The organism is Acidithiobacillus sp. (genome assembly GCF_023229925.1).
In the GTDB taxonomy this organism is placed as follows: domain Bacteria; phylum Pseudomonadota; class Gammaproteobacteria; order Acidithiobacillales; family Acidithiobacillaceae; genus Acidithiobacillus.
This window is the reverse complement of record NZ_JALNYM010000001.1, coordinates 674,428-686,773: the sequence shown is the minus strand read 5'-3', so window position 1 is coordinate 686,773 and position 12,346 is coordinate 674,428. Positions and strand designations below refer to the sequence as shown.

The window sequence follows — 12,346 nt, the reverse complement described above, 5'->3', positions numbered from 1 at the left end:
ATGATGCGGCGCATGATTGTTCACCGTTTGGCGACATCGGTACTGTCGTTATTTCTGCTGGTAACGATGGTCTTTTTTCTGATTCATGCCACACCGGGTGGTCCTGCGTACAGTATTCTGGGCATGCACGCGACCCCGGAAGCGGTGGCGGCCCTGAACAGGCAGATGGGTCTGGATCATCCGATCTGGCAACAGTACGGCATTTGGTGGACACATTTGTTTGAAGGCAATCTGGGCTACTCGTTTACCCAGCACGCACCGGTGGCTTCTCTCATGGGGTCTTACCTGAAGAACTCCATATTGCTGTATGTCCTGGCTACGGTCGTGGCGATTCTTTTTTCGGTTCTGATAGGCATGTTTCAGGGCTACTGGGCGGAGCGGATCCCGGGCGTGCTGATTGGTGCCGGTCAAATCGTGGTGTACTCCATTCCGGTGTTTTTCATCGGCGTGATGTTGATTTTGTTTTTTGCCATTGACGTGAGCTGGTTCCCTCCGGGAGGCATTGGTGGCGGCGAAAGCTGGCATGGGGGCGTCAATGTGGGCAGTTATCTGCATCACATGATTCTGCCGGCGATTACCATCGCATTGCCACTGACCGCCGGTCTGTCCCGCTATTTCGGTCATCAGGCGCGCAGCGAGTACCGTCTGGACTATGTACGCACCGCCCGCGCCCGGGGTGTCCCGCCCCTGCGGATCGCCGTCAATCATGTCTTACGCAATGCCATCCGTCCCTTGATTACCGTCATCGGCATGATGATCCCCGGCATTTTTGTCGGTGGCATTCTCACCGAGAGCGTCTTCAATTACCCCGGTCTGGGTTGGTTGCTCTGGCGCTCGGCGCTGGAGCAGGATTATCCCACCCTCACTGCGATTGTCCTGCTGATCGGAGTCCTGACTATTCTCGGCAACCTCGCAGCGGATCTCACCAACAGTATTCTCGATGTACGGGTGCGCTATGAGTAATATCCCGACGGATATGGATGTCAATAAGCGCTTGTTAGCGCGCCCCATTGCCGGGATGTTCACCCGCCTTTGGACGGACTCCCTGCGCCATTGGGTGGGTCAGTACAGTCATCCCATGACTTGGATCGGACTTGGTATTTTTGTATTGCTGATACTTTTCTCCTGGGTGGGACAGCTTCTGTACCCTGCGGATCCTCTGGCCATCCACGCCAACCACATTTTGCTTGCCCCCTCCTGGCAGTTTCCCTTCGGGACCGACAACCTTGGGCGCAACATGCTTGCCCGCATGATGGAAGGGGGACGGGCTACTTTGGAAGTCGGCTTACTGGGATCATTCATCGCCATCTTTTTGGGCATTCTCTACGGGATGACTGCGGCTTTAAGTCCTCGCTGGCTGGACAAGGTGCTGATGCGTTTGCTCGATGCGCTATTGGCCCTACCGGGGGTGGTGCTGATGATTTTCTTCGCGGCCATCGTTCCCCTGAACACCCTGAGTCTGGTATTGGTTCTCGGCTTTCTGTCCTGGCCGGGGCTGGCCCGCATCGTGCGGAATGAAGCACTGGCGTATAAAGAGCGCGATTATGTCCTCGCCGCCCGGCAGTTCGGAGCGAGCACCTTCTATATCGCCCGGACGCATCTGATGCGTTCCATGCTGCCCATACTCATCGTCAACACGACTTTCATGGTGGCGGATCTGATTTTGGCACTGTCTGGCCTGTCCTTTCTCGGCCTCGGTATTCAGCCCCCCCACGCCTCCTGGGGCGGACTGCTCAATGATGGATTACAACTCGTGATCATTGGACCTTGGTGGCTGATTGTCTTCCCAGGTGTGGCCATTTTCCTGGCGATTGTGGCGATGAACGTGCTGGGCCAGGGCCTCCTGGCCCAGATGGAGGGTCGCTGAGATGGCCGATAAAACCCAGCATCGTTCCCATATGCCCCTGCGGGAGACGGATATGCGCAGTGAAACGACGGTTTTACAGGTAAAGGATTTGACGGTGACCTTCGGGCGCGGACGCAAAGCCTTTAACGTCATAGAATCCCTGAGTTTTGAGGTGCGCGCTGGAGAAACCCTGGGTTTGGTGGGTGAATCCGGGTCGGGTAAATCCATGACTGCTGCGGCGCTCATGGGACTGCTCCCGTGGGGAGGAAAGATCAGCAGTGGTTCAGTGCAACTCGGAAATACCGAGATCACCCGCCTTTCCAACGCCGCCCTGCGGGCCGCCCGAGGCCGGGAGATCGGGATGATCTTCCAAAATCCGCTCTCGTCCCTGAATCCTAGCCTGACCGTAGCTCAGCAGATCGCCGAACCCTACCGGCTTTACTGCGGGGCTACGGACCAGGCCGCCCGGGCGCACGCCCTGCAACTTCTTCAGGAGGTGGGGGTGCCCGATGCCGAGCGACGTCTCGACGACTATCCCCACCAGTTCTCCGGTGGTATGCGGCAACGGGTGATGATCGCCATGGCCCTCACCTGTAAGCCCCGCCTGTTGATTGCCGACGAACCCACCACCGCCTTGGATGTCATCAATCAAGCCCAGATTCTGCGGCTGATTCAGCGTCTCCAGAAAGAGCACGGCATGGCGGTGATCTTTATTACGCATGATCTTTCTTTGGTGGCCGAGTACGCCCAGAAAGTCATGGTACTTTACGCGGGCAAGACCGTCGAACAAGGCCCCGCAGAAGCGTTTTTTCGTGCGCCGCGGCATCCCTATAGTCAAGCCCTGCTGCACGCCATTCCACGATTGTTCAACACGGGGGAACGTCTGGGTGATATCGACGGACTTCCACCTCGACCCCAGGAATTTCCGGTCGGCTGTCGTTTTGCAGAACGTTGCCCAGCCGTGACACCCGAATGTTTGCAGGCCTATCCCACCCGGCAGGGTGAAGTCCATCACTTTTACTGTATTCATCCGGTCCGAGGTGCGGCATGAGCGACTGGCTGAAAGTACAGCAAGTGGATGTCCGATTTAATCTGGGTGAAGGCGGCTTGCTGCGGCAAAACCAGGGCACCGTACATGCCCTGAGTGATATCAGCTTCGGATTGGAACGAGGGCAAACTATTGGTCTGATCGGCGAATCGGGTTCTGGAAAGAGCACACTGGGGCGGGCCATTCTGCATCTGGTACGGCCAAGCTCCGGAGCGGTGCATCTCGATGGTACCAACCTCACCGCCCTGAGTGAAAAACAGATCCGTCCCTTCCGCCAGCAAATGCAGATGGTGTTTCAGGACCCCTTTGATTCCATGAATGCCCGCATGACGGTAGGGCAAATCATCATGGAGCCACTGCTCCTGCAACACATCGGCCGCGCCGGGGAGCGCCGCCAGAAAGCCGAAGCGTTGCTTGACCGTATGGGTCTTGACCGACGGGCCATGAACCGATATCCAGGTCAGTACTCGGGTGGTCAGCGGCAGCGTATTGCCATCGCCCGGGCGCTTACCACTGATCCGCAGCTCCTGGTGCTGGATGAACCTACTTCAGGTCTGGATGTTTCCATGCAGGCCCGTATCCTGAATCTACTGCGGGATCTTCAAAGCGAAATGGGGCTGAGCTACATCTTCATCAGTCACGATCTGGGAGCGGTCTCTTACCTCGCGCAACGCATTATGGTGCTGTATCTGGGACGGGTGGTGGAGATTGCCCCCACCTGCGCCTTGATTAGCAACGCGGCCCATCCCTACACCGCGTCCCTGATGGATGCTCTGCCGCCCATGGTTCGCCAGGGCGAGACAGCCCACTTGCCGCCGCCGGTGGGGGAGCCTCCGTCATCGGTCAATCCCTCTTCTGGTTGTGCTTTCCATACCCGCTGTCCGAAAGCCCAGCCGCGCTGCGGCAGCGAGCGTCCTTTGCTGCAGAATGTGGCTGAGGGACATCAGGTGGCCTGCCATTTCCCGCTGGAGCGTGTCGACAGGCTGCAGTCGTCGCAGCCTACCGGAACGACTGGCTAATGTACTCAGGAGAACATTAATGTCATCTAGTCAATCTGGCTCAGGCGAAGATTTACGTGCTACAGCGCGCCGGGCCGCTGGTCTGCTGCAATCTCTACCTTACTGGTCGGTATTAATCGAAGAAAGTGTGAGGTTAAGTACGAGCGTTCAACGTGGGGTTGCCGTGGCTCCGGAACGTCAGATGCTGAGAGCAGCACTTCTTACTGTCGGATCGGGGGGCAATGTAAGTTATGCGTCGACTACAGATCTTTCTACGGAGGGATTGCGTCGAGCGGTCATCCAGGCCACTCAGTGCGCGGAGGCTTTGGCGGCATTTCGTCTGACGGATATGGAGAGTTGGCCTAAGCCCAACCAGATAGGCCACTGGCGTTCGCCCGGTGGTCCGGGGATGTCTCTTGCCGAACGCTTTGAATGGTTGCGTGTTCTGGACGCGGCTCTGAAGCAAAGCGACCGAATCAAGGATCGTCGGGCGGGTCTCGAGACGGTTGAACGGCAGCGCTATTTTTTACATAGCGCCGGGGCGGAACAGCACCAGGAAACCTATCTCTGCATGCCGTACATGCAAGCGACCGCCAGTGACGGCCACGAGGCGCAGTCACGCAGTTACAGCCCTTATGCTCAGGGAACGGCCAGCGCTGAAGCATTGACGAGGTCTGGCTTCACGGTGGCAACAGCAACAAGGCTGGCAACTGAGGCGCTCGAATTGCTGGACGCACCGGACTGCCCCACGGGTATTACGGATATATTGCTCTCACCGGAGCAGATGACTTTGCAGATTCATGAAAGCATCGGTCATCCCTTGGAGTTGGATCGCATTCTCGGGGACGAAAGGAACTATGCGGGATGGAGCTTTGTGCGACAAGAAGACTTTGGACGGCTTCAGTATGGTAGCGCGCTACTTAACGTGGTGTTTGATCCCTCCGAAGCGGGTGAACTTGCGGGGTTTGGGTACGACGACGAAGGTACCCCCGCACAACGTACCCATTTAATCCGTGATGGCATCCTGCAGCGCCCGCTTGGAGGGGCACGCTCTGCGGCCCGTGTCGGTATGGAACCCGTAGCCTGCGCACGGGTATGTGACCCTCTGCGCCAACCCATCGACCGCATGGCCAATATCAATCTGGAGCCGGGGGGCACGTCTATGGAGGATATGATTGCGCACGTCGAGCATGGGATATGGATGAGCGAAAATCGTTCCTGGTCCATTGACCAGCGTCGCGACAAGTTTCAGTTTGGTTGTGAATGGGGACGTCGTATCGAGAATGGACAACTCAAAGGTTGGGTGAAAAACCCCAATTATCGAGGACGCACTCTGGACTTCTGGAAATCGCTCATTGCGGTGGGGGATCGTGCCAGTTACCGCGTTTCTGGAACGCCCTATTGCGGGAAAGGAGAGCCCAATCAGGCGATCACCGTCGGGCACGCCTCACCTGCCTGTCTCTTTCGCGGCATTGAAACCTTTGGTGGCAACGCATGATGAGCACAATGGATCAGTATATTCTGAACCTGCCCAGCGTCCTGGCTACGCTGGTATGCGCGGGTGAGCAGCTTTATGCAAAGTTATATGCGGAGGAAACGCAATATGCGCGTTTGAATCAGGCGCGTATAAATCAGAGCGGTGCCATTCATCAGAATGTCCTCACCTTGTTTTTATCAAATGGTCAGTCCATGGTGAGCGCCTCGCTGGAGGGGGAGCTTCCTTCCGGTACACACCTGCGGGATTGGGTCCAGTCGCTGCGCGATGATTTGCGGTATGTGCCAGATGACCCCTGGTTGAACCTGAGCGCAGATCCCTGGCAGATAGAAACCGGAGGTCCTGGTTCGTCCTCAAATTTTGAGGAGATGGTCAGCGTTCTTTGTGAATCTGCAGGCGCTCATGATTTGGTGGGGCTGGTTCTCGCCGGTCCACAGACACTCGCCGTATGTAGTAGCCAGGGGCATTGTCTGGTACATCGCGGTGGTGGCAGCAGTGTGGATGTGAGTTTTTTTGATTCCGAATATAACGCCGTCAAACGGGTCAGGAATCAGCCGGATATTCAGGATATTCCCGCACTCATGGATGGCATGGCGAGGAACCTGAATGCTCTACAGAGGCCAACTGTCACCCCCAAAGCCGGTAGTTATCGGGCTTGGCTTTCGGCAGAGGCGCTCGCCGAACTGCTCGGGACGATCAGTTGGAATGGTTTTTCGGAAGAGGCTATTCACAGTGGAAGTAGTCCGCTGAGTCAGCTATATACGGGTGAAAAGCATTTGGACCCCTCCGTCATGCTTCAGGAGAATCGACTGGCTTTGGGTGCTCCGCCGTTTACGGAGCAGGGCTTTCCGTTGCCCGGTGAAGTGCCGCTCATTGCGGCGGGAAGCGCGCGGCAGTCTCTGGTCAGCCCGCGCGCAGCGCGGGAATTTGACCAGATGATCAATAGCGATGGTCTGCCCATGGCACTACATCTCCATGCTGGGGCGTTGCCGGATGCGGAAGTACTCCGGCAGATTGGCACGGGTTTGTATATTGGTCGTCTCTGGTACACGAATATTTCTGATCCGGCGAGTTGTCGCCTGACGGCAATGACGCGATATGACTGTTTCTGGGTGGAGCAGGGCGAGCTCGCGGGTCCACTGGCGCCGGTGCGGGTGGATTCCAGTCTGTATCAGATTTTGGGCTCTGATCTCGAGGCGTTGGGCGCCACCATGCACCACATTCCCGAAACCCATAGTTACGGTAGCCGTTCCTGGGGTGGGGCCATGCTTCCCGGGGCAATGACCGCATTGAAAATAACCCTTTGAGGGGACGTTCTGAAAAATCTATATCGTAGTGCTTCCTTGTTTCTCGGTCTCACTTTTACGGGGGTGTTCGTTGAGGCCAAGGCGCCTGCGACCCCACTTCCATCGCTGACTACCGTGACTTCCGTGGGCTTGTCTCCGCCGATGACTGTGAACTCGCTGCTGCCGGTGGTTAATAATGACTCCAGTGCGAACATGCAGATCATTACTTTGATGTTCCGTCCGCTGCTTTGGATTGGCACGGATTTGAAAATTGACTGGAAACAGTCTATTGCTCAGTCCATTCATGTTTCAGTAGATCGTCGCCAGTTTACGATCAGGCTAAAGCCCTGGAAATGGTCTAATGGTAAGCCTGTTACCGCCACCGATGTACTGGCTTGCCTGCGCATGATTCAGGAATTTGGCTCACGTTACGCGAACAGTGGCATGGGTGGTATGCCCGACTTGATCACTAAAGCGATCGTGATCAATGCGCGGACCGTGCAAATCTCCGTGAAACGACCGGTGAATATCCTCTGGTTTGAACTCAATGGATTGTCGCAATTGGTGCCTGTTCCCGCGTGGCTATGGAAAAAATACTCCATCAACACGATTTTCAAGTTCCAGGATAAACCAGAAATGGTTTCGGTGGTGGATGGACCATACAAGCTGGAACGATATATACCGGGTAGAAGTGTTGATTTTGTTAGAAATATTAAATATTCAGGACCACCGCCTGCACTGCAGCATTTGCGTTTTAAAATGTATACCTCAGACTCCAGCGCATTTTGGGCACTGAAATCCGGCGTGATTCAGGCGGGTATGATTCCACATTATTTATATGATGCTCGGTGGATGGTCAAAAATCTAAAAACCTGCGTGAGTAATGGGGGCTATGGATTTAATTATGTCACGCTGAACCTTACGAATCCCAAGGTGTCTTTTTTGCGAGACGTGAAGGTACGTCAGGCCCTGGCACTAGCGGTTAACCAGCCACAAATTATCCGGACGGCATTTCATGGTCTGGGTGTGCCCAGCTTTAATCCGGTTCCTACCAATCCAGATACCTATCTTTCGCCCAAAATGAAAAAGTTGGTTGCAGATCCTGTTTTGGCATATAATCCAGCCAAAGCAAAACACCTCCTTACGGAAGCGGGATGGTTGGCGGGTCCGGACGGGATACGGATTCGAAATGGCCATAAACTCATGTTTACCATGTTGGTGCCTGACGTAAGTCAGACTTTGGTGGCGGTCAGTGAGTTGTTGAAAGAGGACTGGCAGGGTATTGGGGTAGACATGCGTATCCGTGTTTTGCCATTTAACCTGGAGATCGCCAAATTGCATCCGCATGGAAAATGGGAAGCGTCTATGATCGTATGGTCTTATGATCCGGATTATTATCCAAGTGGTGATGGCTTATTTAATACTGGTGGTGGCTCTAATTACGGAGATTATAGTAACGCCTATATGGATCAACTTATCCGCGATAGCGCTGAGAATAATGGTCTTAAAGCACTTTACAAGTATGAGAGTTACGCTTATACACAGGTTCCCGTGATTTTTTTACCTTATCCGGAATACATTGTAAAATATGCGCCTGAAATCACCCATAAACAGTTAGCGGATGCGTTGTATTCCGTGGTCTGTAATCCTCAACATCCACAGTGATTCTGGAATCATCTTATGTGTGACAAGCCATTTATCAGGGTTTTTCTGGCGGATTTTAGCCGGGAGCGTGCGGTTATTGAGAAATTGCGCATGGAGGTCTTCGTTCGTGAGCAAGGCGTGCCAGAGGAAATGGAAATGGACGATCGCGACATGCACTGCCAGCATTTTCTGGCGCAAAGCGGCACCGTTTTTGTAGCGACCGCTCGTCTCGACACTGCCTTAAAGGGCAAAGTGGGCCGTCTGGCAGTGCTGTCATCTTACCGACGATGTGGCGTGGGTACTCAGATCATGGGCCAAGTACATCGTACCGCGCGCGACGAGGGGCTGTCAGAGGTTTGGTGCCACGCTCAGCGAAGCGCTCAGGAATTTTACCTCAAGTTGGGTTATGAGCCTTTTGGCCCCGCTTTTGATGAAGCCGGTATAGAACATATCCGTATGAGATGGGTTTTGTCTTCATAGATCCGTCCTGCTCTTTAAGTCTGAGGTTACAATGATCTTGCCGGATTTGTCTGAGGTGGATATCGTTACCCTTCAAAGCTGGATGGGCTCTAGTATTTGCTCATCGTTAGATTTGGTTGAGGCCTATTTTGCGCGCATCGCTGCGCATGATTCAAACAGCTCGAGCAGTGGCTGGGGCGTAAATAGCGTCATAGAAATGAATGCGGAGGCCAGGAGTATTGCCGTTGCGCGGGATATGGAACGAAAAAAGGGACGCCTCAGAGGTTCTCTGCATGGCATTCCCATTTTAGTTAAAGATAATATTGAAACCGGTGATGGCATGATCACCAGTGCCGGCTCCTTGGCATTGCTGGATAATCGTCCCGATCGAGACGCCGTTCTGATTCAGCGTTTGCGGGACGCGGGAGCGGTAATACTTGGCAAAACCAACCTCAGTGAATGGGCGAATTTCCGTAGTCCCTGGAGCACTAGTGGCTGGAGTAGTCGGGGTGGGCTGACCCGTAATCCTTATATGCTGACTCGTAGCGCCTCTGGTTCCAGTTCGGGATCTGCCGCAGCTGTCGCCGCTAGTCTGTGTACGGTTGCCGTTGGAACGGAGACGGACGGCTCCATCCTCAGCCCCGCTGCGGCTTGCGGCCTTGTGGGTCTGAAGCCCGGTTTGGGTGAAATCAGCACCGTCGGTGTCGTGCCTTTAGCCCACAGTCAGGATACCGCTGGACCTATGGCGAGAACGGTTCAGGACTGTGCTTTGCTCTATCAGGTATTGAGAAAGGATGTGGCGGGTAACGGCGGCCCGGTGATCTTTTCCGATATAGGCAGGCTGAGAGGTACCCGGGTTGGAGTGTTGAGGAATCCGTTTGAGCTGCATCGTGACGCCATACCTATTTTTGAAAAAGTTCTGGATGCATTGCAAGATTTCGGAGTTACCCTGGTTGAGGGCATTCGACTTCCCGATATGGCGGAACTTGGCCAGGCGGAATTGGAAGTTCTACTCTATGAATTTAAATACGGCATCAATCGTTACTTGAAAGGACTTCGTTCAAAAGATGTACCGCACTCGCTCGAAGCATTGCTTGCCTCGAACTCAAAAAATTCGGGGTCGGTGATGCCGTGGTTTGGACAGGAATATCTGGAGCTTGCCGCGGAGAGAGGCGGGCTTGGGGAGGAAAGGTATCTTGATGCCAAGCGCTTGTGTAAACGTTTGGCATGGACAGAGGGGTTGGATTACATGCTGTATAAAAACCAGTTGGCAGCCTGTGTCGCACCCTCCAATAATCCAAGTGGGTTAATTGATTTTCTTACTGGTGACCACCACACCGGTGGAAGTAGTACGCTCGCAGCCGTGGCTGGTACGCCAAGTTTGACGGTGCCCACCGGGCATATACAGGGACTGCCGGTCGGTGCAACGTTTTTCGCGGGCCATGGAACTGAGTCGCTTTTACTGTGTTACGGGTACGCCTTGGAAACAGCGCTGGCAGCGCGAATTACACCGTTGTTCAAAATGGATATGGGTGAAAAGGATGTATAAGGCGTTTGAAAGGATGATTGATATTTTCCGAGACCATGAAACCCATGAAATTTCGGATCACACCAGCCGATCGTCGGTATGGGAGTTTTACTGGCATTATGTCTCACAGGTCAAGGGGTCGATGATTCTGCTATTTATGGCGGGGTTTATCACGGCTATTGTGGATCTTTCCATACCTATTTTTATTGGAAAAATAACTGGATATGTGGCTCATTCGAAGTCGAACGATCTGCCTTCAGATGAATTTAATGCCGTATTGATTATGGCCTTGATAATCATCGTGGTGCGCCCTATTATTCATTTTTTTCATGACTTGGTGACTAATCAGACTCTTGCCGCCAATTTCACGAACCTGATTCGCTGGCAGAATCATCGAGGTTTGATCCGTCAGGGCTGGGGGTTTTTCCAAAATGATTTTGCCGGACGCATCGCCAATCGGGTTATGCAAACCGGTCCGTCGCTGCGGGAAAGTACGGTGGCAACTTTGACAGCAGTATGGTATCTACTCACCTACGGCATAAGTTCGATCATTATTCTCGCCAGACAGAGCTGGGAGCTGTCTGCTCCAGTATTTCTTTGGTTTATTCTTTATGGGCTGTTGATGTGGTTTTTTATTCCACGCCTCACTCTGCGATCTAATTCGTTATCCAAAGCGCGTTCTGGCCTTACCGGGGCAATTGTAGACAGCTACACCAATATTCATACGGTAAAGTTGTTTGCCAAGTCGGAAGATGAAGATCAGTTCGTCAGGGACGCGCTAACGGGTCACACCTCCGCATTTCGTGCATCGTTGCGGATGGTCACCACATGGATGACCTCTCTGACTGTGCTTAATGCATTGTTGTTGAGTGCGACAACCGGAGTAGGCATCTGGTTATGGCATGAGGAATTTATTAGCGTAGGTATACTGGTGACTGCGGTGCCGTTGGTTTGGCAAATCGCCAATATGTCCGGATGGGTTGCCAATAGTTTATCGGCGATTTTTGAAAATATCGGTACGGTCCAGGATGGTATGCGCTCAGTAGATCGCCCTCGGGTTATGGGAGATGCACCGTTGGCTAAGCCATTTTCCTATAAAAAGGGCAATATCGTCTTTGACAAAGTCTCCTTCAGTTATCATCAGTCTGATGGTGCAGTAGACGAAATAAAACATGTTGATGAAGTATCCATTACCATACATCCGGGGGAGCGTGTTGCTATCGTCGGTCCGTCGGGATCTGGGAAATCTACTCTAGTCAATTTACTGCTACGTTTCTTTGATGTAAACAACGGTCGAATCCTGATTGACGGTCAGGACGTTCGGGATATCCAGCAAGAAAGCTTTCGTCAGTATATTGGTGTCGTATCTCAGGATACGTCCTTATTGCATCGCTCTATCCTTGATAATGTACGCTATGGACGGCAAAAAGCCTCCCGTGAAGAGGTGGAGGAGGCCCTGCACAAGGCACGTGCTGACGAGTTTGTTCTGAATCTGGTAGACTCCTTTGGTCGCACCGGGCTGGATGCCCAGGTAGGAGAGCGCGGCATCAAGCTCTCGGGAGGACAGCGGCAACGTATTGCGATTGCCAGAGTGTTCCTCAAAAACGCGCCTATTCTTGTCTTGGATGAGGCGACGTCAGCCTTGGATTCTGTGACCGAGCAGGAAATTCAGCATGAACTGGATGCACTTATGGCAGGCCGTACGGTGATTTCCATCGCGCATCGTATTTCGACTATAGCGCACTTTGATCGCATTATCGTGATGGCTAATGGACAGATTTCTGAAATGGGTAATCACCAAGAATTGTTGCTGGCCAACGGTCATTACGCCGAACTTTGGGCGCGTCAAAGTAAGCCCATGAATTATCGCCATGGGTCTTGAGGTGCTAGTTCATCCTGAGTGCGAAATTCGAGTGCTAGAAGAAAAGAACTGGCCGCATGTGCGCTGTGAGATTCAGCGGATTATCAATGCGGAAATTCAGCATAGCCCCTGTATTTACCGGGATGCCTGGTTGGTGCAAAGGATTCTCTCCTGAGCCACT

General features: G+C 53.4%; 11 protein-coding genes. All 11 read left to right on the top strand.

Features of this window, described 5'->3' with window-relative positions; all coding sequences use genetic code 11:
• From M0P56_RS03545 to M0P56_RS03495, 11 genes are read left to right on the top strand one after another with little or no spacing between them, the layout of a single operon-like run.
• The gene (locus M0P56_RS03545; protein ID WP_291508667.1) at positions 1-963 is read left to right on the top strand and encodes an ABC transporter permease; all 963 of its coding nucleotides are present in this window, start codon (positions 1-3) and stop codon (positions 961-963) included.
• Positions 956-1,867 carry an ABC transporter permease gene (locus M0P56_RS03540; RefSeq protein ID WP_291508666.1) on the top strand — a complete coding sequence of 304 codons (912 nt, stop codon included), beginning with the start codon at positions 956-958 and terminating at the stop codon, positions 1,865-1,867. Before M0P56_RS03545 ends, M0P56_RS03540 begins: the two co-directional genes overlap by 8 nt.
• Before the next feature lies 1 nt (position 1,868).
• Entirely contained in the window at positions 1,869-2,897 is a 1,029-nt protein-coding gene (locus tag M0P56_RS03535; RefSeq protein ID WP_291508665.1) for an ABC transporter ATP-binding protein, read from the top strand.
• Positions 2,894-3,913, top strand: coding sequence for an ABC transporter ATP-binding protein (locus tag M0P56_RS03530; RefSeq protein ID WP_291508664.1), 1,020 nt, complete (start codon positions 2,894-2,896; stop codon positions 3,911-3,913). The genes M0P56_RS03535 and M0P56_RS03530 overlap by 4 nt, the downstream gene beginning before the upstream one ends.
• A 19-nt stretch (positions 3,914-3,932) precedes the next feature.
• On the top strand, positions 3,933-5,390 hold the full coding sequence (locus M0P56_RS03525; RefSeq protein WP_291508663.1) for a TldD/PmbA family protein: 1,458 nt from the start codon (positions 3,933-3,935) through the stop codon (positions 5,388-5,390).
• The gene (locus tag M0P56_RS03520; protein WP_291508662.1) at positions 5,387-6,694 is read left to right on the top strand and encodes a metallopeptidase TldD-related protein; all 1,308 of its coding nucleotides are present in this window, start codon (positions 5,387-5,389) and stop codon (positions 6,692-6,694) included. The genes M0P56_RS03525 and M0P56_RS03520 overlap by 4 nt, the downstream gene beginning before the upstream one ends.
• 36 nt (positions 6,695-6,730) lie before the next feature.
• Complete coding sequence (locus M0P56_RS03515) at positions 6,731-8,338, top strand: peptide ABC transporter substrate-binding protein (RefSeq protein ID WP_291508661.1); 1,608 nt, start codon at positions 6,731-6,733, stop codon at positions 8,336-8,338.
• Positions 8,339-8,353: 15 nt separating this feature from the next.
• Entirely contained in the window at positions 8,354-8,797 is a 444-nt protein-coding gene (locus M0P56_RS03510) for a GNAT family N-acetyltransferase (RefSeq protein WP_291508660.1), read from the top strand.
• A 31-nt stretch (positions 8,798-8,828) separates the two neighbouring features.
• Positions 8,829-10,325: an amidase gene (locus M0P56_RS03505; RefSeq protein ID WP_291508659.1), complete on the top strand. Its 1,497-nt coding sequence runs from the start codon at positions 8,829-8,831 to the stop codon at positions 10,323-10,325.
• Between the two features lie 13 nt (positions 10,326-10,338).
• Positions 10,339-12,186: an ABC transporter ATP-binding protein gene (locus M0P56_RS03500; RefSeq protein WP_291508658.1), complete on the top strand. Its 1,848-nt coding sequence runs from the start codon at positions 10,339-10,341 to the stop codon at positions 12,184-12,186.
• Positions 12,176-12,340 carry a hypothetical protein gene (locus tag M0P56_RS03495; RefSeq protein ID WP_291508657.1) on the top strand — a complete coding sequence of 55 codons (165 nt, stop codon included), beginning with the start codon at positions 12,176-12,178 and terminating at the stop codon, positions 12,338-12,340. The genes M0P56_RS03500 and M0P56_RS03495 overlap by 11 nt, the downstream gene beginning before the upstream one ends.
• Positions 12,341-12,346 lie beyond the last annotated feature (6 nt).